Origin of the sequence: Pseudonocardia nematodicida, from assembly GCF_040105385.1 — a bacterium.
In the GTDB taxonomy this organism is placed as follows: domain Bacteria; phylum Actinomycetota; class Actinomycetes; order Mycobacteriales; family Pseudonocardiaceae; genus Pseudonocardia; species Pseudonocardia nematodicida.
Map to the genome: position 1 here is coordinate 72,865 of NZ_JBEDNQ010000005.1, position 23,251 is coordinate 96,115.

At 73.7% G+C, this 23,251-nt stretch carries 24 protein-coding genes and 2 tRNA genes; 11 read left to right on the forward strand and 15 right to left on the reverse strand.

Going from position 1 to position 23,251, the window contains the following annotated elements:
• Positions 1 to 9 precede the first annotated feature (9 nt).
• Complete coding sequence (locus tag WIS52_RS13300; RefSeq protein WP_349298524.1) at positions 10 to 1,182, reverse strand: acyl-CoA dehydrogenase family protein; 1,173 nt, start codon at positions 1,180 to 1,182, stop codon at positions 10 to 12.
• A 133-nt stretch (positions 1,183 to 1,315) separates the two neighbouring features.
• On the opposite strand from WIS52_RS13300, the gene WIS52_RS13305 reads away from it, so the two are divergent.
• Both WIS52_RS13305 and WIS52_RS13310 read left to right on the forward strand, forming a co-directional pair.
• Entirely contained in the window at positions 1,316 to 1,558 is a 243-nt protein-coding gene (locus WIS52_RS13305) for a hypothetical protein (RefSeq protein WP_349298525.1), read from the forward strand.
• An 8-nt stretch (positions 1,559 to 1,566) separates the two neighbouring features.
• Positions 1,567 to 1,959: a hypothetical protein gene (locus WIS52_RS13310; RefSeq protein WP_349298526.1), complete on the forward strand. Its 393-nt coding sequence runs from the start codon at positions 1,567 to 1,569 to the stop codon at positions 1,957 to 1,959.
• Positions 1,960 to 1,983: 24 nt separating this feature from the next.
• Here the strand turns inward: WIS52_RS13310 and WIS52_RS13315 are convergent, their stop codons facing one another.
• Positions 1,984 to 2,751 (reverse strand): tyrosine-protein phosphatase, encoded by a 768-nt coding sequence (locus WIS52_RS13315; RefSeq protein WP_349298527.1) that lies wholly within the window; start codon positions 2,749 to 2,751, stop codon positions 1,984 to 1,986.
• A 110-nt stretch (positions 2,752 to 2,861) separates the two neighbouring features.
• The gene (gene soxR / locus WIS52_RS13320; protein ID WP_349298528.1) at positions 2,862 to 3,332 is read right to left on the reverse strand and encodes a redox-sensitive transcriptional activator SoxR; all 471 of its coding nucleotides are present in this window, start codon (positions 3,330 to 3,332) and stop codon (positions 2,862 to 2,864) included.
• A 449-nt stretch (positions 3,333 to 3,781) separates the two neighbouring features.
• Here soxR and WIS52_RS13325 point away from each other — a divergent pair, with 449 nt between their 5' ends.
• Complete coding sequence (locus WIS52_RS13325; protein WP_349298529.1) at positions 3,782 to 4,588, forward strand: transglycosylase SLT domain-containing protein; 807 nt, start codon at positions 3,782 to 3,784, stop codon at positions 4,586 to 4,588.
• Positions 4,589 to 4,748: 160 nt separating this feature from the next.
• The gene (locus WIS52_RS13330; protein ID WP_349298530.1) at positions 4,749 to 6,812 is read left to right on the forward strand and encodes an acyltransferase family protein; all 2,064 of its coding nucleotides are present in this window, start codon (positions 4,749 to 4,751) and stop codon (positions 6,810 to 6,812) included.
• Positions 6,813 to 6,831: 19 nt separating this feature from the next.
• On the opposite strand, the gene WIS52_RS13335 is transcribed toward WIS52_RS13330, so the two are convergent.
• On the reverse strand, positions 6,832 to 7,047 hold the full coding sequence (locus tag WIS52_RS13335) for an RNA-binding S4 domain-containing protein (protein WP_349298531.1): 216 nt from the start codon (positions 7,045 to 7,047) through the stop codon (positions 6,832 to 6,834).
• Between the two features lie 33 nt (positions 7,048 to 7,080).
• Here WIS52_RS13335 and WIS52_RS13340 point away from each other — a divergent pair, with 33 nt between their 5' ends.
• Positions 7,081 to 7,686 (forward strand): class I SAM-dependent methyltransferase, encoded by a 606-nt coding sequence (locus WIS52_RS13340; RefSeq protein WP_349298532.1) that lies wholly within the window; start codon positions 7,081 to 7,083, stop codon positions 7,684 to 7,686.
• Between the two features lie 48 nt (positions 7,687 to 7,734).
• On the opposite strand, the gene WIS52_RS13345 is transcribed toward WIS52_RS13340, so the two are convergent.
• The 3 genes from WIS52_RS13345 to WIS52_RS13355 all read right to left on the reverse strand — a co-directional run bounded on the left by WIS52_RS13345 (position 7,735) and on the right by WIS52_RS13355 (position 11,057).
• Positions 7,735 to 7,811: transfer RNA gene (locus tag WIS52_RS13345), tRNA-Met, on the reverse strand.
• Between the two features lie 140 nt (positions 7,812 to 7,951).
• Positions 7,952 to 8,028 (reverse strand) — tRNA-Met (locus tag WIS52_RS13350).
• 107 nt (positions 8,029 to 8,135) lie between these two features.
• Complete coding sequence (locus WIS52_RS13355) at positions 8,136 to 11,057, reverse strand: UPF0182 family protein (protein ID WP_349298533.1); 2,922 nt, start codon at positions 11,055 to 11,057, stop codon at positions 8,136 to 8,138.
• A 264-nt stretch (positions 11,058 to 11,321) separates the two neighbouring features.
• On the opposite strand from WIS52_RS13355, the gene WIS52_RS13360 reads away from it, so the two are divergent.
• Positions 11,322 to 12,326, forward strand: a complete 1,005-nt coding sequence (locus tag WIS52_RS13360) for a YlbL family protein (protein ID WP_349298534.1) — start codon at positions 11,322 to 11,324, stop codon at positions 12,324 to 12,326.
• Between the two features lie 171 nt (positions 12,327 to 12,497).
• Entirely contained in the window at positions 12,498 to 14,084 is a 1,587-nt protein-coding gene (locus WIS52_RS13365; RefSeq protein WP_349298535.1) for a zinc-dependent metalloprotease, read from the forward strand.
• A gap of 99 nt (positions 14,085 to 14,183) precedes the next feature.
• On the opposite strand, the gene WIS52_RS13370 is transcribed toward WIS52_RS13365, so the two are convergent.
• Positions 14,184 to 14,795, reverse strand: coding sequence for a M48 metallopeptidase family protein (locus WIS52_RS13370; RefSeq protein ID WP_349298536.1), 612 nt, complete (start codon positions 14,793 to 14,795; stop codon positions 14,184 to 14,186).
• A 327-nt stretch (positions 14,796 to 15,122) separates the two neighbouring features.
• Between WIS52_RS13370 and WIS52_RS13375 the strand changes: the two genes are divergently transcribed.
• Positions 15,123 to 16,043 (forward strand): hypothetical protein, encoded by a 921-nt coding sequence (locus WIS52_RS13375; RefSeq protein ID WP_349298537.1) that lies wholly within the window; start codon positions 15,123 to 15,125, stop codon positions 16,041 to 16,043.
• Positions 16,040 to 17,368 carry an ABC1 kinase family protein gene (locus WIS52_RS13380; protein WP_349298538.1) on the forward strand — a complete coding sequence of 443 codons (1,329 nt, stop codon included), beginning with the start codon at positions 16,040 to 16,042 and terminating at the stop codon, positions 17,366 to 17,368. Before WIS52_RS13375 ends, WIS52_RS13380 begins: the two co-directional genes overlap by 4 nt.
• Positions 17,369 to 17,372: 4 nt before the next feature.
• Here WIS52_RS13380 and WIS52_RS13385 read toward each other — a convergent pair whose 3' ends face one another.
• On the reverse strand, positions 17,373 to 17,963 hold the full coding sequence (locus WIS52_RS13385; protein ID WP_349298539.1) for a TetR/AcrR family transcriptional regulator: 591 nt from the start codon (positions 17,961 to 17,963) through the stop codon (positions 17,373 to 17,375).
• A 78-nt stretch (positions 17,964 to 18,041) separates the two neighbouring features.
• Here WIS52_RS13385 and WIS52_RS13390 point away from each other — a divergent pair, with 78 nt between their 5' ends.
• The gene (locus tag WIS52_RS13390) at positions 18,042 to 18,458 is read left to right on the forward strand and encodes a VOC family protein (RefSeq protein ID WP_349298540.1); all 417 of its coding nucleotides are present in this window, start codon (positions 18,042 to 18,044) and stop codon (positions 18,456 to 18,458) included.
• Between the two features lie 114 nt (positions 18,459 to 18,572).
• Here the strand turns inward: WIS52_RS13390 and WIS52_RS13395 are convergent, their stop codons facing one another.
• From WIS52_RS13395 to WIS52_RS13420, 6 genes are all read right to left on the reverse strand, one after another.
• Positions 18,573 to 18,842 (reverse strand): hypothetical protein, encoded by a 270-nt coding sequence (locus WIS52_RS13395; protein WP_349298541.1) that lies wholly within the window; start codon positions 18,840 to 18,842, stop codon positions 18,573 to 18,575.
• A gap of 43 nt (positions 18,843 to 18,885) precedes the next feature.
• Positions 18,886 to 19,251 carry a WhiB family transcriptional regulator gene (locus WIS52_RS13400; protein WP_349298542.1) on the reverse strand — a complete coding sequence of 122 codons (366 nt, stop codon included), beginning with the start codon at positions 19,249 to 19,251 and terminating at the stop codon, positions 18,886 to 18,888.
• 156 nt (positions 19,252 to 19,407) lie between these two features.
• Positions 19,408 to 19,656 (reverse strand): hypothetical protein, encoded by a 249-nt coding sequence (locus WIS52_RS13405; protein ID WP_349298543.1) that lies wholly within the window; start codon positions 19,654 to 19,656, stop codon positions 19,408 to 19,410.
• Between the two features lie 160 nt (positions 19,657 to 19,816).
• Entirely contained in the window at positions 19,817 to 21,886 is a 2,070-nt protein-coding gene (locus tag WIS52_RS13410) for an ATP-dependent DNA helicase UvrD2 (RefSeq protein WP_349298544.1), read from the reverse strand.
• Positions 21,887 to 22,070: 184 nt separating this feature from the next.
• Positions 22,071 to 22,421 (reverse strand): transcriptional regulator, encoded by a 351-nt coding sequence (locus tag WIS52_RS13415; RefSeq protein ID WP_349298545.1) that lies wholly within the window; start codon positions 22,419 to 22,421, stop codon positions 22,071 to 22,073.
• Positions 22,411 to 22,875 carry a hypothetical protein gene (locus tag WIS52_RS13420; RefSeq protein ID WP_349298546.1) on the reverse strand — a complete coding sequence of 155 codons (465 nt, stop codon included), beginning with the start codon at positions 22,873 to 22,875 and terminating at the stop codon, positions 22,411 to 22,413. Before WIS52_RS13420 ends, WIS52_RS13415 begins: the two co-directional genes overlap by 11 nt.
• 103 nt (positions 22,876 to 22,978) lie before the next feature.
• Here WIS52_RS13420 and WIS52_RS13425 point away from each other — a divergent pair, with 103 nt between their 5' ends.
• Positions 22,979 to 23,218, forward strand: coding sequence for a glutaredoxin domain-containing protein (locus tag WIS52_RS13425; RefSeq protein ID WP_349298547.1), 240 nt, complete (start codon positions 22,979 to 22,981; stop codon positions 23,216 to 23,218).
• Positions 23,219 to 23,251 lie beyond the last annotated feature (33 nt).

The following is a 23,251-nucleotide window of genomic DNA, read 5'->3' on the forward strand; positions in this document are numbered from 1 at the left end:
CTGGTCCCCCTACCGCGGCAGGCCGAGCACGCGCTCGGCGGTGATCGTGCGCTGGACCTGGGACGAGCCGCCCCAGATGGTGACCGAGCGGGACCACATGGCCTGGGCGTGCATCGGCCGCAGATCCGTTCCGTCCGGCAGCAGGTCGAGCGTGGCGTGCTCACCGAGGATCCGGTCGCAGACCTCCCACAGGTCCTGGAACGCCTCGGACCACTGCAGCTTGGTCATCGACGCCTCGAAGCCCAGGTCCCGGCCCTGCTCGACCTCGGTCAGCACGTGCATCGAGTGCAGCCGCAGGCACTCCAGCTCGGTCAGCACCCGGGCGAGCTCGTCACGGACCACCGGATCGGTGTCCCGGCCGAGCCGGCGGGCGACCGCGACGATCTCGTCGTACTGCCGGCGGAACTCGGTGTACTGGGAGATGCCCGATGCCCCGCGCTCGAAGGAGAGCAGCAGCATCGCCGTGCGCCAGCCGTCGCCGATCTCGCCGAGGCAGTCGGTGACCGGGACGCGGGCGTCGTCGAAGAAGACCTCACCGAACTCGCTCGCGCCGCTCATCTGGCGCAGCGGACGGGCCTGCACGCCGGGCTGGTTCATGTCGATCAGCAGCATGCTGATGCCGCGGTGCCGTTCCGAGCCGGGCTCGGTCCGGACCAGGGCGAAGATCTTGTCGCCGTGCACCGCATTGGTCGTCCAGACCTTCTGCCCGTTGACGACGAACTCGTCGCCGTCGCGCACACCGCGGGTCGCCAGCGCGGCGAGATCGGAGCCGGCGCCGGGCTCGGAGAAGCCCTGGCACCAGATCACCTCGTTGCGCAGCAGCGGGCCGATGATCTCCTCGCGCTGGGCGTCGGTGCCGATCGCCATCACCGTCGGGGCGAGGAAGGCCAGGCCCAGCGGGTTCACCGTGCGCGGCGCGTGTGCGCGGACCATCTCCTCGTCGTAGACCGCCTTCATCCCCGGGGTACCGCCGCGGCCGCCATAGGCGACGGGCCACTCGATCCCGGCGAACCCGGCGTCGGCCTTGTCCCGCTCCCAGTCACGACGGAGCCGGAAGCTCTCGTCGTCGCCGAGGGACTCCCAGAACCCGGGCCGGGCCCACTCCTCGGGGACGTGCGCGGCGAGCCAGGACCGCAGCTCGCTGCGGAACTCCTCCTCGGCCGGGGTGAAGGTCAGGTCCATCGGTGCACCGTTCCTCTGCTGCGTCGACGGTCGGTCGGCGATCGCTCCCGGCCACCCTTGCATACTCGTCGGTAACCTGCCGACCCCGGCGTGCCGCGTGACCGACCCGGTATGCGGGGAGTAGCATCGCGGTATGCGCAGCGAACGGGTGACGGTCACGCTGCCGGCCGAGCTGGTGGCAGAGGCGCGGGACGCGGTGTCCCGCGGATCGGCGGCGAGCCTGTCCGCCTACGTGGCGGAGGCCGTGAGGTCCCGGCAGGACCGGGACAACTCCCTGGCCGCCCTGGCCAGCCTCTACGGCGGTCCGCCGCCGGCCGACGAGCTGGAGACCGCGCGGCGTTCGCTGCGCCCGGTCCCGCCCGTGGCCGTCGGCTGAGCCGCGCGATGATCGGCGGACGCGTACTCGACGCATCGGCGCTGGCCGCTTTCGCGACCGGCCGTCCCGTCTACATGCGGGCCCTGGTGTGGGCCGCGGTGGAGGAGAACATCGTGCTCGCGGTGCCCAGCGCCGCGCTCGGCCGGGCCTGGTCCATGGTCGGCCCCGAGCACCACTCGGCCCTGCAGGTCCTGCTCGGCCTGCCGAACACCGTGATCCACGAGCTCTCCCCCGAGGGCGCCCAGGAGGCCGGGCTGCTGCTCGCCTCCCAGGGGCTGGACGACATCGTCACCGGCCAGGTCGTCACCACGGCCCGGCGGCGCGGCTGGCCCGCCGTGACCGGGGACCCCGGGACGCTGCGCAAGCTGGACCCGATGGTCCCGATCGAAGAGCTGCCCTGATCCGCTGCCCTGATCCGTCGATGATCAGGCGGCGTCGCCGTCCCGGAGCCGTGCGCTCAGCCGGGCCAGCTCGTCGTCGGTCAGGCCGTGCTCGCGCAGCCACCCGACGGGGCCGCCGTGGCGCTCGTCGAGCAGCCGCAGGAACGCGGCCATGACCTCGGCGCGCGGGCGGTGCCGGTCGATCTCCTCCGGCGGGGGCATGGGCTGCCCGGCCGCGGTCGTCCAGCGCCGGAACAGCGCGGTGATCCGGGTCGCGGACAGCGCGTAGTCGGCCACCACCTCGTCCCGCGGGACCCCCGCGGCCGACGCGATCAGCGCGACCAGCACGCCCGTCCGGTCCTTGCCGGCCGCGCAGTGCACGACGGTCGCGCCCTCGTCGAGCTCGGCGACCCGGCGCACGCCCTCCACCACGTTCGCGGCGCGGTGACCGAGGTAGGCCAGGTAGTGGCCGACCATCGGGTCGGCGTCGTCGCCGAGCTCGGGCAGCGCGGCGATCTCGCGCCCCTCCTCCGGGATGAAGCTGAGCCGGTGCACGACGACGCCGGCCTCGGCCAGCGCCCCGGCGCCGTACATCGCCAGCTCGTCGTCCTTGCGCAGGTCCAGCACCTGGACGACGCCGTACTCGCCGGTCAACCGGGCCACGTCGGCCGGGCTGAGCCCCTCCAGGGACTCGGTGCGGATCAGCACCCCGGTCCGGAGGCTGCCACCCCCGGCCAGCGGCAGGCCGCCGACGTCACGGGCGTTGGCGAGGCCGTCGAAGGTCAGCCAGCGGTCCCGCGCGAGATCGGTCACGCCGTCCAGAATAGGTGCTTCCGGCCCGGTCCGGACAGGCGTCGAGGGGCTCTCCGGCCCGGGTCCACCGCCCGCCGGACGAGGTCGGCGCCCGTGGGCGCCGGGTGATCTCACCGCCCGTGCACGGGCGGGCGCCGCAGTGCCGGAGGCAGCCGCCGGGCCCCGTCGCCCAGCACCGATGCGGCGTCGTCCGGGTTCACCAGCTGGCAGGAGGTCATCGACAGGCACCCGCAGCCGATACAGCCGTCCAGCCCGTCGCGCAGGGCGGTGAGGGCCTCGATCTGCTCGTCGAGCCGGCCCCGCCAGGAGCGCGACAGCCGCGCCCAGTCGGTCTTGGTCGGGGTCCGCTCGGCCGGGAGCGAGTCGAGTGCCGCCCGCACCTCGTCGAGCCCGATGCCGATCGAGCGCGCCGCCCGCACGAACGCCAGCCGCCGCAGGACACTGCGCCGGTAGCGGCGCTGCCCGCCCGCGGTACGGCTCGCGGTGATCAGCCCCTCGCGCTCGTAGTAGCGCAGCGCGGAGTGCGGGAACCCGCTCCGTTCGACGATCTCCCCGATGGTCAGCAGATCGCTCGACTCCATGCCCTCACACTCCCCGCGGGGCGCCGTGGGACCACTCCGGACGCCCCTTCGCCTACTGCGAACTCTGAAGCTCGCTTCAGTATCACGCCGCTCGGCGCGAGCCCGCCACCTGCGGCGACCGCCGCCGGTCACGGCCGATCGGCCGTCCGGCGGGTTGCCTGCGAAACATCCTCAAGATCGAGTCTTCGGTGAGCGGTATGTCCGATCCGCCGACCGGTACCCCCGGGGCTGGACCCACCCGGCGGCTCGCTCTACTGTGCTCTGCAGTCATCACGGCCCGATCACGAGCGGGCTGTGAGCCGGACTCCCCACCGGCTCACCCGGGACCCCCGACCCGGCCGCTCGTGGTCGAGCCGACCGTGATTGCGAAAGGTTCCCCCTTGTCAGGACACCGCTCCCCCGGTGCCCGCCATGCGTTTCCCCGGCCTGTGGCGACCGCACCCGCAGCGATGACCGCTGCACGCTCCATCCGCTCCCCGAAACCCGGCTACGCCCCGCGTCACGCGGCCCGCCGCGCCGGGACGACGACCGCCGCCACCGGCGCCGCGTTCGGGGTGCTCGCCTCCGGCGCGTTCGCCGTCGTCCCGTCCGTCCTGGACGGGACCGCCGCGGAGGCCGAGGCCGAGGAGGCCAGCACGGCCACCACGCTGGCCGCGCACTCCGCGACGATCCCGTCGGCCGTGAGCGCGCCGGACGGCGGCCCGGCCGGTCACTTCAGCCCCGTCTCGTTCGACGGTGCGGGTGTCGCGGGCGCGCTGCAGGCCGCTGCGCCGGCCGACGACGCCGACCTGGCCTCGATGGGCAAGGCTCGGGAGATCGCCGCGCAGATCGCCGAGGAGCACCGGCTGGCCGCCGAGGCCGAGGCGAAGCGGATCGCCGAGCGCGCCGAGCTGGACTCGCTGATCTCGCAGGGCGGCGTGGACGCCTGGATCGCCGAGGCGCTGGACCACATGGGTCTCCCGCAGTCGTACGCGGCGGGGGTGAAGAACATCATCATGAAGGAGTCCACCGGCAACCCCGACGCCATCAACAACTGGGACTCCAACGCCGCCCGCGGCACGCCGTCGGAGGGCCTGATGCAGGTCATCCCGTCGACCTTCGCGGCCTACGTGCACCCCGACTTCGCGCACCAGGACATCACCCACCCGATCGCGAACATCACCGCGGGCGTCCGGTACATGATCGACCGCTACGGCGAGGAGACGCTGGCCTCGGGCGGGCGCACCAACGCCTCCGGCAGCTACATCGGCTACTAGCTCGTCCGAGCCTGCACCCCGCCGCACGGTCACGTACCGTGGGCGGGGTGCAACGGCTCGTGTGACGACGGTCCGGCGGGATGACCTGTCCGCCGTCGTCATCAGCGGAGACGGTTACACTCCGTCCGACCTCTGAGTGGCCGGAAGGAGCCCTCTGCTCGTGACGCCTCCCGGTGGAGCCTCGTCGCCCCGCACCGGTACCGCCCCGAGCGGTTCGGGAACGCGCTTCCGGCCAGAGCTCCAAGGACTCCGTGCCCTCGCGGTCGCGCTCGTCGTCGTCTACCACGTCTGGTTCGACCGCGTCTCCGGCGGCGTCGACGTCTTCTTCCTGATCACCGGCTTCCTCATCATCGGGGGGCTGTACCGCGCGGGCACCCGCGGCGGGATCGACCTGGTGCGGACCTGGCGCCGCCAGCTGTCCCGGCTACTGCCCGCGATCACCGTCGTGCTGGCGGCGGGGATCCCCGCCGGGGCGCTGCTGCTCCCGGAGAACCGCTGGATCGACACGATCCGCGAGACGGTCGCCTCCCTGCTGTTCGTGCAGAACTGGCAGCTGGCGCACGACGCCGTCGACTACGCCGCGCGCGGCAACGCCGTCAGCATCGCCCAGCACTTCTGGTCGCTGTCGATCCAGGGACAGTTCTATCTCGTCGCGCCACTGCTGGTGGCCGGCGTCGTCCTCGCCGCCCGCCGCGACGGCGGCGACCTGCACGCCCGGCTGACCGGCACGCTGCTGGTGATCGGTGGCGCGTCGCTGGCGTACTCGGTCTACCTGACCCTGGTCAACCAGCCGCTGGCCTACTTCCACTCGCTGACCCGGGTGTGGGAGTTCGCGCTGGGCGGCCTGCTCGCGTTGTGGATCTCCCGGATCGAGCACCGGCCGGAGCTGACCCCGGGCGCCCGGGCGGCGCTGGGCTGGTTCGGCGTGCTGGCGCTGGTCTCCTGCGGTGTGCTGCTGCAGGTCGAGCGCGCGTTCCCGGGCTGGGCCGCGCTGTGGCCGACGCTGGCCGCCGCGATGGTGCTCGTCGCCGGGCAGAGCGGGCACCGGCTCGGCGTCGACCGCCTGCTGTCCGGGCGGCTGATGAAGGGCCTCGGCGACATCAGCTTCCCGCTCTACCTGTGGCACTGGCCGATCCTGATCCTGGTACTGGTCAGCACCGACCGGGACCGGCTCGGGCTCTACTCCGGCGCCGCGGTGATCGCCGTGTCGCTGGTGCTGGCCTGGCTCACCCACCGCTACGTCGAGCAGCCGATCCAGCGGCTGGACGTGCGGCACGCGCTGCGCACCGGCGGGGCGCTCGCGCTCGTCGTGGTGGTCGGCGCCGCCGCCTGGCTCGGCGTGGCCTGGGCGCGCTCGTCGGTCGAGGTGGAGCCGGGCTCGGCCACCCACCCCGGCGCCGTCGCCCTGGCCCCCGGCTTCGAGTACGCCGGCTACGCCGAGGAGGCCCCCACCGCGGAGGTCGACCTGGCCCCGTCGCTGGTCGAGGCGGGTGACGACTGGAGCTACCGGCGCGGTGAGTGGAACTGCGAGGAGATCGACCGGCCCGAGGTCTTCCGCTGCGTGATCCCGGCGCCCGAGCCGGAGACCGCCGAGCGCCAGGTCGCGGTCGTCGGCGACTCGCATGCCCAGCAGTACGTCGCCTCGATCATGCCGGTCGCCGAGGAGCGGAACTGGGAGATCATCGGCTTCTTCCGGGGCGCCTGCCCGATGTCGACCGTGGCCGAGTCCGAGTGGGCCCACCCGGGTTGCGCGGAGTGGAACGCCGAGGTCGCCGAGCAGCTCGTCGAGGAGCGGCCCGATGCCGTCCTCACCCTCGCCACCCGCGAGGTGCGCCCCGGACTGACCGAGGTCACGCCGCAGGGATTCGTCGAGTCCTGGCAGCGGCTGGACGCCGAGGGCATCGCGGTGGTCGCGGTGCGGGACAACCCGCGCCCGCCGTTCTTCGTCCCGGACTGCATCAGCCGGGAGGGCCGCGGCTCGGAGCTCTGCGGGATGCCGCGCGACGACGTGTACCACTCGCTGCCACCGTGGGCGGCGATCCCGGACCTCCCGCCGAGCACCACGTTCATCGACACCGCGCCGGCCATCTGCGAGGCGGACGTCTGCCCCGCCGAGATCGGCAACGTCATGGTCTACATGGACGACAACCACCTGACCGCAACCTACGCCGAGTCGATGGCCCCGTACTTCGCCGAGCACTTCGAGCGTGAGCTCGGCTGGTGAGGCCCGGGCCGACCGGGTCTCAGGCCGGGCGGGCCTCGGCACCGTCCACCGCGACGACGTCGCCACGGCGTAGCTGAGCACCCCGCCGGTGCTCCGGCGTCCCGTTGACCGTCACCAGGCCGGCCTCGAGCAGCTCGCGGGCGTGCACGCCGTCCTCCGCGAGGTTCGCCAGCTTCAGGAACTGGCCGATCCGGATCGGCTCGGTACTGATCGGCACGTCGATCGGGGTCGTCATGGCGCCATTCTGCGCGCCGTAGCATCCACCGGCGTGGGAGACCACTACTTCACCGCCGCCCCGTCCGTCGCGAGCCGACCCGGCAGCGTCCGGCTGCACTCTCAGGGCGTCGACCTGACGCTCGCCACCGACTCCGGGGTGTTCTCCCAGAGCCGCGTCGATCGTGGCACCACGGTGCTCCTGGACGCCGCGCCGATGCCACCGGTCCGCGGCCCGCTGCTCGACGTCGGCTGCGGGTACGGCCCGATCGCGCTCACCGTGGCGAGCCGGCGCCGGCGGCTGCCGGTGTGGGCGGTGGACCTCAACGAGCGCGCCCTGGGCCTCACCCGGGCGAACGCGCAGACCGCCGGGCTGGGGAACGTCACCGCCTGCCACCCCGACGAGGTGCCCGGCGAGCTGGCCTTCGCGGGGATCTACTCGAACCCGCCGATCCGCTCGGGCAAGCCGGCCCTGCACGCCCTGCTGCTGCGCTGGCTGCCCCGGCTGATGCCGGACGGGCGGGCGTACCTGGTCGTCGCGAAGAACCTGGGCTCGGACTCGCTGCACCGCTGGCTGGAGACCGAGCAGGGCTTCCCGACGACCCGGCTGACCTCGGAGAAGGGGTTCCGGGTGCTGGAGGTCGCGCCCCGCGAGAGCTGAACGGCCCCGGAATGACGAAGGGCCCCGGTCTCCCGGGGCCCTTCGTGGTGGTAGCGGGGGCAGGATTCGAACCTGCGACCTCTGGGTTATGAGCCCAGCGAGCTACCGAGCTGCTCCACCCCGCGCCGTCCGGGACCGCGTGCGATCCCGTCTGTGTTGTGTCCCCACCGTACCCCGCCCGTTCATCCGGGCTCCGAGGGGGGTCCCCCTGAAGATCGCTACCCGGGAATGACGAAGGGCCCCGGTGTGCCGGGGCCCTTCGTGGTGGTAGCGGGGGCAGGATTCGAACCTGCGACCTCTGGGTTATGAGCCCAGCGAGCTACCGAGCTGCTCCACCCCGCGCCGTCCGGGACCGCGTGCGATCCCGTCTGTGTTGTGTCCCCACCGTACACGGCGGGCCCGGCACCCCCGCGAGGGGGTACCGGGCCCGTCGGGTGTCCCGGAGGAGATCAGCCGCCGGCGTTCTGGAAGTCCGAGACCGCCCGGTCCAGCTCGGCCAGCGCCTCGCCCTGGGCGGCGAAGTCACCGGACTGCTGGGCCTCCCGGAGCCGGTTCAGGGATTCCCGGATCTCCTGCGCCGCACCGGCCTGCGCCGCGTTCGGCGCCCCCGCCGCGGGGGGCTGCTCGGGCGCCTGGCCGTTCGGCGACCCGGCCTGGGCCGGCGGCTGCTCGCCGCTGGTCGGCGCCGCCTCACCCGCGGCCGCGCCGGCACCCGCGCCGAACACCTCGTCGAGGGCCTCGGACAGGCTCGCCGAGTAGCCGACCCGGCCGCCGTAGCTCACCAGCACCCGAGCCAGCTGCGGGTAGGAGACGTCCTGGCCGGCCCGCTCGATGTAGACGGGCTCGACGTACAGCAGGCCGCCCGCGACCGGCAGGGTGAGCAGGTTGCCGTAGTCGATCGTGGTCTGGTTCTGCCGGAGCAGGTTGAGTTCCTGCGAGACCTCCGGCGATCCCAGGAACTGGGCCTGCACCTGTTGCGGACCCAGCGTCTGGGTGTCGTTCGGCAGCTGCAGGACCGTGATCTGCCCGTAGTTCTCCGGGTCGGAGGCCGCCGAGACGTAGGACGCGAGGAACTGTCTCCGGAGGCTCACCAGGGCGCTGGTGAGCTGGAACGACGCGCCCTCCTGTCCCGGGATGCCCGCGTACAGGTAGTACGGCGGCTGCGCGTCCTGCGGCCCACCCTCGCCGTTGCCCGCACCCTGCTGGGTCGGGTCGGACGGGACGTCCCAGAACGACACCGTCGAGAAGAACTCTCCGGGTGAGTCCACGTGGTAGCGCGTCAGCAGCTCACGCTGGACCTTGAACTGGTCCTCCGGGTACCGCAGGTGCGCCTCGAGCTCCGGGGAGATCGCCGAGCGCGGCTCGACGGTTCCCGGGAACGCGCTCTCCCAGGTCTTCAGGACCGGATCCTGCTCGTCGAACTCGTAGAGCTTCACCGTGCCGTCGTAGGCGTCGACGGTGGCCTTCACCGAGTTGCGCAGGTAGCTGATCGTGTCGTTCGGCAGCTGCTGCCCGCCGGGGCCGAGCCGCGAGTCCGCGGTCGCGTCGCCCAGCTCGACCCGCTCGGCGTACGGGTAGTTCTGCAGCGTGGTGTAGCCGTCGACGATCCACTGGATGCGCCCGTCGATCACGGCCGGGTAGGGGTCGTTGTCCACCGTCAGCCACGGCGCCACGGCCTGCACCCGGTCCCGGGGGTTCCGGACGTACATGATCTTCGAGTCGGGGTTGATCGAGCTGTTGAACAGGATGTTCCGCTCGCCGTAGGCCAGCGCGAACACCGTGCGGTTGAACAGGCCGCCGACCGGGACGCCGCCCGCGCCGGTGTAGGTGTACTGCGACTCGTCGGAGTCGTACTCCCGCGGCGGGGTGCCCGGCTCGGCCCCGACGATCGAGTACTGGTTGTCCAGCAGTGAGCCGTAGTAGATCCGCGGCTGCTCGACCGGGATCTGACCCTGGGTCTGGGTGTCGCTGACGGTGAACAGGGGCAGGCCGCCCTGGCCGCCCGCGTCCTCGAGCGCCTCGTTCACCCGGTTCGCCGGCGCGGCCACGAAACCGTTGCCGTGCGTGTACACCAGGTGCCGGTTGATCCAGTCCTGCTGGTTGTTGACCAGGGCGTTCGCGTCGAGCTCGCGGGCCGCGACCACGTAGTCCTGGGTCTCGCCGTCGATCGTGTACCGGTCGATGTTGAGGTTCGGCTCGAAGCCGTAGAAGTTCCGGCGCTGCTGCAGCTGGGTGAACGTGCGGTTCAGCTTGCCCGGGTCCAGCAGCCGGATGTTCGGGATGGTGTCGGTGTCCGCCCGGACCTGGGCCGGCGTCGCCTCGGACTCCCCGGCGTAGTCGACGATGTTGACCTTGTCCGGCCCGATTCCGAACGCGTCCCGGGTGGCGGCGATGTTGCGTTCGATCGACGGTGCCTCCCGCTCGTTCGCGTTCGGCGCCACGACGAACTGCTGCAGCACCAGCGGGAACGCCGTGCCGACCAGGATCGAGGAGATCACCAGCATCACCACGGCGACGGCCGGGATCTGCAGGTTCTGCCGGAACGCGGCGAAGAAGAACGCCAGCGCGCAGATCACCGCGATGATCAGCAGGATCAGCTTGGCCGGCAGGACGGCGTTGAGATCGGTGTAGGTGGCGCCGTAGAACGTCTGCGAGTTCCGGTTCGACCACAGCAGGTCGTAGCGGTCGAACCAGTAGGCGACCGCCTTGAGCAGCACGAAGACACCGGCGAGCACCGCCAGCTGGGCCCGTGCGGCCGCGGACACGAAGCCGGACCGGCCCGAGAGCCGGATGCCGCCGAAGATGTAGTGCGTCACCAGCGCCAGCACGAAGCAGATCGCGATCGTGACGAACAGCCAGTTCAGCGTCATCCGCAGGAACGGCAGGGTGAAGGCGTAGAACCCGATGTCGTTGCCGAACTCCGGGTCCGCCTGCCCGAACGGCGTCCCGTGCAGGAACATCTGCACGGTCTGCCACTGCACCGGCGCCGCGAGGCCGGCCACGAGCCCGACCACCACCGGCACCCCGACCGCGAACAGGCGCAGCCGCTGGATGATCGTGGTGCGGTACCGGGCGACCGGGTCCTCCGGTCCGGAGACCGGCACGAACACCGGGCGGAAGCGGTAGGCCAGCCAGAGGCTCAGCGCGACGAGGCCGCCGACCAGCAGGCCGACCACCCCGAACAGCACGACCTGGGTGAAGATCCGGGTGAGCTGCACGCTCCGGAACCCGACCTCACCGAACCAGAGATAGTCGACATAGAAGTTCAGCAGCCGCGAGCCACCGAGCAGAAGCACTACGAGGACGCCCGCGGCGACCAGCAGGATCCGGGTTCGGCGGGTCAGCGACGGCGCTCCCACAGGGGGCCGCATGGACGACACGGGCACGCTCCACAGCTCGGTTACGACACGCTCGGAGAGCGGCCGGCGGGGAGCGACGGCACGGTTCTCCTCGAGGCAACTCTACGGAGGTCCCGTGAGTTCCCGGTTGCCTCCCGCCGTATCAGGGAGAAAACGACGATTCGGGCACCCGGCGACGACTGTCCCCGGGCCCCGCGGGAGCCCGGCCGGGGCGGCGGCGCCGGGGGGCGGCCACCGCCGTAGGGTGCCCGCGTGGGCGTACGATCATCGACGTGGGTGACGGCGCTCCTGGTGCTGCTGGGGCTGGTCGCGGTCGGCGCGGTCGTACCCGCCCCGGTGGTCGCGCTGGGCCCCGGCCCGACCTTCGACACGCTCGGCGACGTCGACGGCACGCCGGTGGTGTCGGCGGAGGGGCTGCCGACGTACCCGACCGAGGGGCACCTCAACATGACCACCGTCGGCGTCACCGACGGCGTGTCGACCCTGCGCGCGCTCGGGATGTGGGCCTCCGGCGACTACCGGCTGGCCCCGCGGTACACGCTGTACCAGCCCGGGATGAGCGTGGAGCAGGTCACGGCAGAGAACCAGGTCGAGTTCGACGGCTCGATCGCCAACGCGGAGGCCGCCGCGCTGACCTATCTCGGGCTGCCGACCCGGGTGACCGTCGGCGCGCTGACCGACGGGTCGCCGTCGGCCGGGGTGCTGGAGGCAGGGGACGAGATCCGGGCGGTCGCGGGCAGCCCGGTGACCTCGGTGCAGGGGCTGCTCGACGCGCTCGCCCGCGTCCGTCCCGACGAGCCGCTGGAGCTGACGATCGTGCGCGACGGCGGCGCGCCGCGGGACGTGAGCGTGACCCCGAGGGGGCACCCGGACGATCCCGACCGCGCGTTCCTGGGCATCACCCCGGCCACCTCCCCCGCCGACGGGCAACGGCTCTCGATCACCCTCGGCGACGTCGGCGGGCCCTCCGCGGGCCTGATGTTCAGCCTCGCGCTGGTGGACAAGCTGACCCCGGACCCGCTGACCGGCGGGCGGTTCGTCGCCGGGACCGGCACCGTCACCCCCGAGGGCGACGTCGGCCCGATCAGCGGGATCCGGTTCAAGATGCTGCGCGCCCAGGAGGTCGGCGCCCAGACCTTCCTCGTCCCGGCGGCGAACTGCGCCGAGGCGGCGGCGGAGGCCCCCGGCGGCCTGCAGCTCGTGCGGGTCGGCACGCTCGGCGAGGCCGTCGACGCGCTGGAGACGCTCGACCGCGGCGGTACGCCCGCGTCCTGCGGCTGACCTCGACCTGCCCCTTCGGCCCGCCCGCGTCGCCGGCCCGGGGCCCGACGGGCCCTCTCCCGCGCGCCCGGGCACGGTCGTCCGACCGGTCTTCTCCGCTGCCCGCGAACACCGGCCGACCAGGGCCGTCACCTGCCGACAGCGCCCGCGCTGCCGCGTACGGTGGGGCCCATGAGCGACATCCCGTTCGGCTTCGGACCCGGCGACCGCGACCGCGACAAGGACGAGCGCGCCTCCGACCCGTCCTCCGGCGAGGGTTCCGGTGAGGGTTCGGGCAAGGAGCCGGAGGGCCCGCAGGATCCGTTCGGGTTCGGTTCGCACCCGCCGTCCGGGGACGCGCCGGGGGGGCAGCAGGGTGGTGCGCCGCAGAATCCTTTCGCCGCCTTCGGGATGGGCGGCCTGCCGGGGATGCCCGGGATGCCGGGCGGTCCCGGCGGCAACTTCGACATGAGCCAGCTCGGGCAGATGCTGTCCCAGCTCGGCCAGATGCTCAGCCACGCCGGCACCGGTTCCGGCGACGGCGGCCCGGTCAACTACGACCTCGCCGCCCAGCTGGCCACCCAGCAGCTGGCGCAGACCACGTCCTCGCTGACCGACGACCAGCGGACCGCGGTCACCGAGGCCGTCCGGCTGGCCGAGCTGTGGCTGGACCCGGCGACCGAGTTCCCGGCGAGCGGTGGCGAGGTCAAGGCCTGGACGCCGAGCGACTGGGTGCGCGCCGGGATGCCGACCTGGAAGCGGCTGTGCGACCCGGTGGCGAACCGGCTGTCGTCGGCCTGGGTCGAGGGGCTGCCCGAGGAGGTCCGCGGCGCGGCCGGCCCGATGATCGGCATGCTCGGCCAGATGGGCGGGATGGCGTTCGGCAGCCAGCTCGGCCAGGGCCTGGCGCAGCTCGGCAAGGAGGTGCTGACCTCCACCGAGCTCGGCATCCCGGTCGGGCCGGAGCGGACGGCGGCGCTGCTGCCGGAGGCGATCGCCCGGTTCACCGAGGGACTGGACCGGCCCGCCGGCGAGGTGACGCTGTACCTGGCCGCGCGCGAGGCCGCCCACCAGCGGCTGTTCGCGCACGTGCCCTGGCTGCGGGAGCGGCTGCTCGGCGCGGTGGAGGACTACGCCCGCGGGATCACCGTGGACACCTCCCGGATCGAGGAGCTGGCCCGCGGCATCGACCCGTCGAACCCGGAGTCGATCCAGGAGGCCATGTCCTCGGGCATGTTCGAGCCGGAGGACACCCCGGAGCAGAAGGCGGCGCTGGCCCGCCTGGAGACGCTGCTCGCCCTGATCGAGGGCTGGGTGGACGCCGTCGTCGCCGCGGCGCTGGCCGACCGGCTGCCCGGCGCCGGGGCGCTGCGCGAGACCATGCGCCGCCGCCGGGCGTCGGGCGGGCCCGCCGAGCAGGCGTTCGCGACGATCGTCGGGCTGGAGCTGCGGCCGCGGAAGCTGCGGGCGGCGTCCGAGCTCTGGACGCTGCTCGCCGAGGAGCGCGGCGTCGCGGGCCGGGACGCGGTCTGGGCGCACCCGGACCTGATCCCGTCGGCGGACGACCTGGACGACCCGGCCGCGTTCGTGCGCGCGGGATCGTCCGACGGCGGAGTCCTCGACGACCCGATCGCGGCGCTGGAGCGGCAGATGGCCGCCGACGCGGAGAAGGCCGACGCGGAGAAGAAGGAGCAGTCCGGCTCCGCCGACGCCGACCCCGACCCGGGCTCCGAGGACAGCGGATCCGGCGAGGCCGGCCCGGAGAAGCCCGGCTCCTGACCTCGGGGTCGACCGTGGTGGAGCGCGGCGTGCGGTGAGCGCACGTGGCGCTCCACAATCGATGATCGCCCGCTCGCCCGGCCGAGTGCGGGCGGCCGCTCAGGGACCGGCGGTGCCGGTCGGGCGGGTGTCGGCGAGCAGGTCGTCCGATTCCGGTGACTCGTCCTCGGTCGCCGGATCGCCGTCCACCCCGGTGATGCCCAGCGCCGCGGCCGCGTTCAGGCCCTCCAGGTAGCCGATCGCGCGCTCGGTGCGCGGGTAGCGGTACACCCACGACCAGAAGACGTCGTCGTGCGCCGCGGACAGCAGGTGTGCGAGCTCGTGCACCAGCACGTAGTCGACGACCCATCCGGGCGCGTCGCGCAGCCGCTCGCTGATCCGGATGGTGCCGTCGTCCGGGGTGCAGGAGGCCCAGCGCGTGCGCATCGTCGGCACCCAGCGGATCGAGACGGGCACGGCGCGGCCCTCCAGCCAGCGGGCCGAGAGCTCCGTTCCGCGGCCGAGCAGGGCCTCGTCGCCGCGCCGGCCGGGCGAGCGCCGGCGGGCCTCGCTGGCCTCGATCCGGCGGACCATCTCGGCCACCCAGTCGCGTTCCTGCTCGGCGGACATCCACCCCGGGATGAAGACGACGACCCGGTCGCCCTCGCGCCGCGCACTCACCATCCGCCGCCGGCGGGCACTGCGTCGGACCTCGACCGGGGGGCTCGCCATGCGCTCCAGGGTAGGCCGCCCGCGCGCGTAGGGGGCACGGCCCGGACCCCGGTGCCGCCGGATGGCTCCTCCGATCACACGACCGGCTCAGCCGCGGCGGTGGGCGAGCGCGCAGCGACACCTCGCAGGCCCCTCCCCGACCACGCGGGCGCTGTGGGTACTGCGGAGTCATGAACCGTCCTGCGAGGTGACCCCGGTGCCCGCGCCGTTGGACCGTTCGCCCGGGCCGCAGCTCCGCGGGCCCGGCGGGGGCACGCGTCGTGTGCGGTCGCGAACGGTGTCCCGGACCGGGCACCGGCCGCGCCCCGACGGGCGCACCGTGTGCGGATGACCGGACTGCCCGCCCGGCTGGGCGCGCCCCCGCACGTCCCGCTCGTGCGCACCGGCCCGGGCGCGTTCCGGGTCGGTACGGACCCGCGCCGCGGACGGCTGGTGGACGACCTGTCCCCCGCCGCCGTCGCGGCGCTGGACCGGATCGCGGGCGGCCCGTGTGCCGTCGCCGATGTGCTGGCCGGCGCCCCGCCCGGCCCACCGCGCGACGCGGTGTCCGCGCTGCTGGGCGTCCTGCTGCGCGAGGGCCTGCTGGTCGACGCCGACCGTGCGGACCGGGTGCGCCGGGCCCGGTCCTCCGCGCTCGTGCGGGTCCACGGGGAGGGAGAGCTCGCGGTGGCCGTCGCCGACGGGCTGGCCCGGGCCGGTCTCGGCGGTCCGGACGCCCGGGTGACCTCCGGCACCGTCCGGGAGCCGGACGGCCTCGCACGGCCGCGGACCGTGACCGGCCCGGCCGGACGGCGGGCGCCGGATCTGATCGTCCTGGCCGGGAGCGGGCCGCACGGCCCGGTCCCGGCCGGCCCCGTCGAGCAGCTGCTCGTCACGCTGCGCGACGGCCGCGGGCTGGTCGGGCCGCTGGTGCTGCCGGGGCGTGGGCCGTGCCGGGGCTGCGCGGCCCCGGCGACCGCCCTTCCCGGGCCGGCGACGGCTGACCCGCACGTCATCACGGCTACCGGGGCTCTGGCCGTGGCGCAGGTGCTCGCCGCGCTGGACGGCCCGGCCCGTGGCGGTCCGCCGCCGGCGTCGTTCGCCGCGGAGCTCGAACTCGACCCGCACGCCGGGACGATCACCGTGCGTGACGTGCGGTCCCGCCCGGGTTGCCCGTGCGCGCGGGTGCCGTTCCCCGTCCCGCAACAGCGCCTCGCCCTGACGCGGCGTGCGCGCGGACCGTCACCGGGTGGACAATCGGGGGCGTGAGCGACATTCCCCGCCGCGCCGCGTCGCGGACCGCCAAGCTCGCCGGCCTCCCGCTCGGCGTCGCCGGGCGCGCCGCGGCCGGGTTCGGGCGCAGGCTCACCGGCGGCGACCGGGACGAGATCTCGGCCCAGCTGGCAGCCAAGAGCGCCGAGCAGCTGTTCGCCGTCCTCGGTGAGCTCAAGGGCGGTGCGATGAAGTTCGGGCAGGCGCTCAGCGTCGCCGAGGCCGCCATCCCGGAGGAGTTCGCGGAGCCCTACCGCGAGGCCCTCACCAAGCTGCAGGCGGCGGCGCCCCCGATGCCGATGTCCGACGTCGACTACATGCTGACCCAGCAGTTCGGCCGCTCCTGGAAGAGCCGGTTCGCCGAGTTCGACGAGACACCCGCCGCGTCGGCGAGCATCGGGCAGGTGCACAAGGCCGTCTGGTCCGACGGCCGCGAGGTCGCGGTCAAAGTGCAGTACCCCGGCGCGGAGGAGGCCCTGCGCTCGGACCTGCGCCAGCTCGGGCGGCTCAGCCGGGTCCTGCAACCGCTGGTGCCGGGGATGGAGATCCGGCCGCTGATCGACGAGCTCCGCGACCGGATGGAGGAGGAGCTCGACTACCGCGACGAGGCCACCTACCAGCGCGAGTTCGCCGCGATCTTCGAGGGCGACCCGGAGGTGAAGGTCCCGCGTGTGATCGGCTCGGCGCCGAAGGCCGTGATCAGCGAGTGGGTGCAGGGCCGTCCGCTGGCGTCGGTCATCCGCGAGGGGTCGGTCGACGAACGCGACCACGCCGCGAACCTGCTGGCCAAGTTCCACTACTCCGCGCCCGACCGGGCCCGCCTGCTGCACGCCGACCCGCACCCGGGCAACTTCGGGATCCTCGACGACGGCCGGTTGCTGGTCCTCGACTTCGGCGCCGTCGCGCGGCTGCCCGACGGCATGCCGGCCGAGCTCGTCGCGATGACCAAGTACGCCCTGCAGGGCCGGGGCGGGGACCTGATGGCGCTGATGCGCTCGGCGGGCTTCGTCCGCTCCGGTGCCCGGATCGAGCAGGAGCAGGTCCTGGCCTACCTGGCCCCGTTCACTGAGCCGCTCGAGGTCGAGGAGTTCCACTTCACCCGTCGCTGGATCCAGCGGCAGGCCGAGCGGGTCGGGGACCTGCGCAGCCCGGACGCCGCGATCGGCCGGTCGCTGAACCTGCCCCCGCGGTTCCTGCTCGTCCACCGGGTCACGATGGGGACGCTGGCGATCCTGTGCCAGCTCGACGGGCACGTCCGGCTGCGGGAGATCGTCGCGGAGTGGCAGCCGGAGATGTTCGAGCCGGACGCGCCGACCGGCTGAGGAGTCACCGGCTCCCGCGCAGCCCCGCGAGGGTCCGGTCCAGCGCGATGCGGGCGCCCTCCCGGTCGGCCGCCGACGCGTCCTCGGCGGCGAGCCACATGGCGAGCTCGTTCATCGCCCCCGACAGCAACCGTGCCAGCGGCTCGAGCGGCTGGGGCTCGATCTCACCGTGCGCGACGAGCGCGGCCAGGGCCTCGGCCAGGTGGCGCCCCGAGTTCTGTTCGTCGAGCTCCCGCCAGGCCTGCCAGCCGAGCACGGCCGGGCCGTCGACCAGCATGATCCGGGCGACCGCGGGCTCGGTGCCGGCCTCGAGGAAGGCGCCGCAGCCGGCGACCAGCTGGTCCCACGGCTCCGGCTGCGCCTGCGCGGCCGCGACGACCCGGTCCGCGACGCGCGCCTGCACCCGGTCCAGGACGGCCGCGAACAGCGCCGCCTTCCCCTCGAACTGGTGGTAGAGCGCCCCCTTGGTCACCCCGGCGGCGGCGACGACGGCGGGCAGCCCCACCGCGCCGTAGCCGTCCCGGGTGAACAGCCGCTCCGCCGCGTCCAGCAGGGCGACGCGCGTGCGCTCCCGCTGCTCGGCCCGTACCCCCATCGCCACCTCCTGTTGACGTACCGAGGGTACGCGAGTATCAATTTGACGTACCGTCGGTACGTCAAAACTGGAGGAACCATGCTGACCAGCTGCTATCCCGTGCTCGCCACCGACGACGTCGCCGGCGCCCGCGCGTTCTGGACCGGCCCGATGGGCTTCGAGATCGTGTTCGACGCCGACTGGTACGTCAGCCTGCGCCGCGACGGCTTCGAGCTGGCCGTGCTGGACCGCGATCATCCGACGATCCCGGACTCCCACCGCGGGATCTCGGCGGCCGGGACGCTGGTGAACCTCGAGGTCGACGACGTCGACGCCGAGTGGGAGCGGCTGGTGGTCCGATCCGGGCTCCCGGTGGCGCTCGAGCTCCGGGACGAGGACTTCGGCCAGCGGCACTTCATCGTCACCGGGCCGGACGGGGTGCTCGTCGACGTGATCACCGAGATCCCGCCCACGCCCGAGTTCGCCGCGGGCTTCACCGGCGGTGGCTCGGCATGAGCGGACCGGCGCGGCGCCGAGATCGGCGTCCGGGTCCGGACACGACGGCGCCCCGCCCGGAAACTGGTCCGGACGGGGCACCGTGTCGTGGCGTGAGCGCGGGGCGCGCCGTCGTCAGGAGGCGCGGGTGCGGGCCCGCTCGGCGCGACGCTGGGCCCAGGCCGCCAGCCTGGCCCACTGCCGCCCGGCGGTGAGCTGCCGGGCACGCCGGTGCTCGGCCGCCTGGCGTTGCGCCTCTACCTGATGGGATCTCGCCAGGACTTCTTCGATCAGAGACATCGTGTGCTCCCGGTTCGGTGTGATCCGGCTGTCGGCGCGGATCGGGCCGTGCGGCGTGGACGGGCGGTGGTGCGGCATCGGGGCCGCGGGCATCAGGTCGTTCACGGGGCGTCTCCTCGTCGTCTGGGCTGGGGGTGGGCGGGTGGTGTCAGCTGCCCGCGGCCCGGGCCAGCTCCCGGTCGCGTTCCAGGTCGGCCTTGCGGGGTCGCCCCCTCGGGCGCTTGCGGGCGATCACCCGGCCGCGCTCGAAGATCTCGCCGCCCCACACGCCCCACGGCTCCTCCCGGGACAGGGCGCCGGCCAGGCAGGCGTCCCGGACCGGACACCGGGCGCAGAGCGCCTTGGCCTCCTCCAGTACGGCCGGGGCCTCGGCGAACCACTTGTCGGCGTCGCCGTTGCGGCAGGGCAGTGCGGACCGGCCGTCACCGGACCCTGCCGGCGGAGCCCCCAGGAGCAGACCCGGCAGGGACTCCTCCGGGGCGGCACAGCCACCCGCACCCTCGGTCTGGATCACTCCGCCGTCACACGGAGCGGATCTCACGTACACGATCGACCTCCTCGATCGAACTTCTTCGGACATTTCTCGACATGCGGACAAAAAAATCGGGGCCGCTGAACCCTGTGTGTGGGTTCCGCGGCCCCGATGGGGACTCGGCGCGAGCGCTGAGGGTCAGGTACCCCCTCGGCGCCCGGGAACGGACACACCTGTGCACTTGTCATCGAAGATCGGGCCGGCGACCACGACGCCGGTGGCCATGCCGCGCTCGCGGGACACGTCTCCCCAGGCGCGGAGCGTGGTCGCGGCGGTGTGCGCGAAGGACACCGGAAGCTGGGCGTATGCGATCGCGTGCGACACGACAGTGGCCGGAACGCACGGCAGGGTGCGGCCGGTCCGGTCGATCTGCGTGATGCCGTTCATGGAGCCACCTCCTGTCGTGTCCCGCCGTACGGTGTCCCGCGCGACGCGTGTGGGAGCGGACGGGTTGCTCCGCTCGGTGCAGACGACACTAGAAGTGCAGCGCACACGGGAGCAACCGATTATTCGAACTCTCTTCGGAAGTTCATCCGGGGTGAACTCCCTAGCGGTGCTCGGCCGCGTGCTCGGCGAGCAACGCCAGCACCGCGTCGCCGTAGCGGTCCAGCTTCGCCGCGCCGATCCCCGGGATCCCGACCAGCGCGGACGGGTCGGACGGCCGCTGCTCGGCGATCGCGGTCAGGGTCGCGTCGGTGAGCACGACGAAGGCCGGCACCCCCTGACCCTTCCCCTCGGCGGCCCGCCACTGCTTCAGCCGGTCGAGCAGCTCCAGGTCCACGTCGGACGGGCAGTCGTCACACCGCATCAGCTTGGTCGCGGCGCTGCCGAACAGCGGTGACCCGCACACCCGGCAGCGCGGCCGGGCCGCGCCCGGGCGGCGCTCCCCGGCGATCCGCGACGCCGGGTGCGAGTCCGGGATGAGCCCGTACAGGAACCGGGAGCGGCGCCGCTTCGGACCGCGACCGGACGCCCGGGACAGCGACCAGGTCATCGACAGCACCCGGCGGGCCCGGGTGATCCCGACGTAGAACAGACGGCGCTCCTCCTCGATCGCGGCCTCGTCGTTGTCGGCGTGGCCGATCGGCAGGGTGCCGTCGGCCAGCCCGACGAGGAAGACCGCGTCCCACTCCAGCCCCTTGGCCGCGTGCAGCGACGCCAGCGTGACGCCCTGGACGACCGGCGCCTGCGCCGAGTCCGCGCGGGTGTCCAGCTCGGTGACCAGCCGCGCGAGGTCGGCGTTCGGCTCGACGGCGGCGAGCTCCTCGGCCACCCCGACCAGGGCCAGCAGCGACTCCCAGGCCGCGCGCAGGGTCGCACCCTTCGGCGGCTCGTCGGTCAGCCCGGCACGGGCACCGAGCACGGCGCGGGTGACGTCGACCAGATCGGTGCCCGGCCGCTGGTCCGGCGCGGCGGCACGCAGCGCGACCATGGCCCGGCGAACCTCGGGACGCGCGAAGAACCGGTCGCCGCCACGCACCTGGTACGGGACGCCGGCGTCGGACAGGGCCTGCTCGTAGGCCTCGGACTGGGCGTTGATCCGGAACAGCACCGCGATCTCCGACGGCGGTGTGCCGTCCTTCAGCAGCGTCAGGATCCGCCCGGCGACGGCGGCGGCCTCGGCCGGCTCGTCGTCGTGCTCGGCGAAGTCCGGGTCCGGCCCGGGAGGGAGCTGCCCGACCAGCTGCAGCCGGGACCCGGCCGGGCGGTTCCGCGCCGCGCCGATCAGCTGGTTGGCGGCCGAGACGATCTGCGGGGTCGAGCGGTAGTCGCGCTGCAGGCGCACGACGGTCGCGTCCGGGAACCGGCGCGGGAACTCGAGCAGGTGGCGGGGCGAGGCGCCGGCGAAGGTGTAGATCGTCTGGTTCGCGTCGCCGACGACGGTCAGGTCGTCCCGGTCCCCCAGCCACGCGTCGAGCAGGCGCTGCTGCAGCGGCGTGACGTCCTGGTACTCGTCGACGACGAAGCAGCGGTAGCGGGAGCGGAACTCCTCGGCGACCCCGGCGTGCTCCTCGAGGGCGACGGCGGTGTGCAGCAGCAGGTCGTCGAAGTCGAGCACCTCGGCGGCGGTCTTGAGCTCCTCGTAGCCGGCGTAGACCTGGGCGACCTGGTCGGCCGGGCCTGGGGTGTCGCGCTTGCGCCGGGCCGCCTCCGCGGCGTAGTCCGACGGCGCGATCAGCGTCGACTTCGCCCACTCGATCTCCGAGGCGACGTCGCGCAGCGCGTCCGAGTCGGTGCTCGCGCGGACGCGGGCGGCGGACTGGCCGATGAGCCGGAGCTTGCCCTCGACCAGCGGCCACGGCGAGCCGCCGATCACCTGCGGCCAGAAGTAGCGCAGCTGACGCAGCGCGGCGGCGTGGAACGTGCGGGCCTGCACGCCCGGGGCGTCGAGCGCGCGCAGCCGGGTCCGCAGCTCACCGGCCGCGCGGGCGGTGAAGGTGACCGCCAGTACCTGCCCGGCGGCGACGTGGCCGTGGGCGACCAGGTGCGCGATCCGCCGGGTGATGGTGCGGGTCTTGCCGGTACCGGCGCCGGCCAGCACGCACAGCGGGCCGCGCGGGGCGGTGACGGCGGCGCGCTGCTCGGGGTCCAGTCCGTCCGCGCCGGTGGGCCCCACCGGCGCACTCCCGGAGCGGGAGGCGTGGGCAGGGCCTGCGGCAGTGGTTCGGGACGGCACGACCCCATCCTGACACCCACCCCCGACGGTTCCGGGCCGACCGGGTCGGCGCGGCGGTGGCGAGCGGGCCGGCCGCGGTCCGCGGCACCCCGTCGCGCGACCGCCGGCGGGGTGCCGCGCCGGGTCACCGCAGACCGCTGACCGGACCGTCGACGCCGTCGGCGATCCGGCGCAGCTCCGCCACGTGCGCGTCGAACGCGGCCCGGCCGGCGGGGGTCTGCGAGATCCACGTCAGCCGCCGCGCGTCGGACCGGCCGGCGGACCGGGTCTTCGTGGTCGTCGCGTAGCCGGCCTCGACGAGGACCCGGAGGTGTTTGGACAGGGTGGCGTCGGTGACGCCGAGGGTGTCCCGCAGCACCGCGAAGTCGACCTGCTCGACGTGCCGCAGGATCCCGCTGATCCGCAACCGGACGGGGGCGTGGATGGTGTCGTCGAAGGCGTGCGCGCCGGCGCCGCCGGCCGGATCAGCGGCCACGGCGCAGGTGCTCGCGGGTCGAGCGCTCGAAGGCGATGTTGGCCGCGAGCACGATCCCGAAGGCGACGGCGGCCGGGGCGAGCACCCACCACGGCGACAGCGAGGCGACGAGTCCGTAGGAGACGCTGAGCAGCACCAGGACACCGACGAGCGCACCGGCGAAGGCCAGCCAGGCCCGCGCCCCGACGCCGCGGGCCCGGACACCGGTCGTCGACTGCTGGTACCCGAGCAGGACGACGGTCAGCAGCACCAGCACCGGCACCAGCGCCGCGCGGAGACCGCCGGAGAACGCCGGGGACAGCACGAACCCGGCGGCGAGCAGCGCGAACGCGACGTGCGTCCAGGCCGGGGCGGCCATCCGGCCGGAGAGCGCGGAGCGGTCGGCGTCGAGATCGCGCAGGACGTCGCGGGCCGCGGGCCCGTCCGGCCGCGCGGCCGGCATGTCATTTTCCATGACGGCAACTCAATCACCCGCCTCATCGGCACGTCAAGTCGGTTGCCGCTGCGGAAAGAGATCCGGCGGGAAGAATTCCGCGCCGCGGCCGGTTGTACCCGGCATGGCGGACCTGACCATGTACACGACCAGCTGGTGCGGCTTCTGCCGCCGGCTCAAGCTGCAGCTCGACGAGGCCGGGATCGGCTACCGCGAGATCGACATCGAGCGCGAGCCGGACGCGGTCGCGTTCGTCGAGCAGGCGAACGGCGGCAACCGGACCGTCCCGACCGTCGTGTTCCCGGACGAGTCGGTCGCGACCAACCCCAGCTTCGGCGAGGTGACGCAGCGCCTGGGCGTGTGAGCGCGAGGCGTCCGAGGCCCACCTCCGAGTTCT

Excerpts from the sequence above, each read along its gene's own strand:
- WIS52_RS13300 (WP_349298524.1), bottom strand. The coding sequence starts at position 1,182 with ATGGACCTGACCTTCACCCCGGCCGAGGAGGAGTTCCGCAGCGAGCTG.
- WIS52_RS13305 (WP_349298525.1), top strand. The coding sequence starts at position 1,316 with ATGCGCAGCGAACGGGTGACGGTCACGCTGCCGGCCGAGCTGGTGGCA.
- WIS52_RS13310 (WP_349298526.1), top strand. The coding sequence starts at position 1,567 with ATGATCGGCGGACGCGTACTCGACGCATCGGCGCTGGCCGCTTTCGCG.
- soxR (WP_349298528.1), bottom strand. The coding sequence starts at position 3,332 with ATGGAGTCGAGCGATCTGCTGACCATCGGGGAGATCGTCGAACGGAGC.
- WIS52_RS13325 (WP_349298529.1), top strand. The coding sequence starts at position 3,782 with ATGACCGCTGCACGCTCCATCCGCTCCCCGAAACCCGGCTACGCCCCG.
- WIS52_RS13335 (WP_349298531.1), bottom strand. The coding sequence starts at position 7,047 with ATGACGACCCCGATCGACGTGCCGATCAGTACCGAGCCGATCCGGATC.
- WIS52_RS13355 (WP_349298533.1), bottom strand. The coding sequence starts at position 11,057 with ATGCGGCCCCCTGTGGGAGCGCCGTCGCTGACCCGCCGAACCCGGATC.
- WIS52_RS13365 (WP_349298535.1), top strand. The coding sequence starts at position 12,498 with ATGAGCGACATCCCGTTCGGCTTCGGACCCGGCGACCGCGACCGCGAC.
- WIS52_RS13370 (WP_349298536.1), bottom strand. The coding sequence starts at position 14,795 with ATGGCGAGCCCCCCGGTCGAGGTCCGACGCAGTGCCCGCCGGCGGCGG.
- WIS52_RS13375 (WP_349298537.1), top strand. The coding sequence starts at position 15,123 with ATGACCGGACTGCCCGCCCGGCTGGGCGCGCCCCCGCACGTCCCGCTC.
- WIS52_RS13385 (WP_349298539.1), bottom strand. The coding sequence starts at position 17,963 with ATGGGGGTACGGGCCGAGCAGCGGGAGCGCACGCGCGTCGCCCTGCTG.
- WIS52_RS13390 (WP_349298540.1), top strand. The coding sequence starts at position 18,042 with ATGCTGACCAGCTGCTATCCCGTGCTCGCCACCGACGACGTCGCCGGC.
- WIS52_RS13405 (WP_349298543.1), bottom strand. The coding sequence starts at position 19,656 with ATGAACGGCATCACGCAGATCGACCGGACCGGCCGCACCCTGCCGTGC.
- WIS52_RS13420 (WP_349298546.1), bottom strand. The coding sequence starts at position 22,875 with ATGGAAAATGACATGCCGGCCGCGCGGCCGGACGGGCCCGCGGCCCGC.
- WIS52_RS13425 (WP_349298547.1), top strand. The coding sequence starts at position 22,979 with ATGGCGGACCTGACCATGTACACGACCAGCTGGTGCGGCTTCTGCCGC.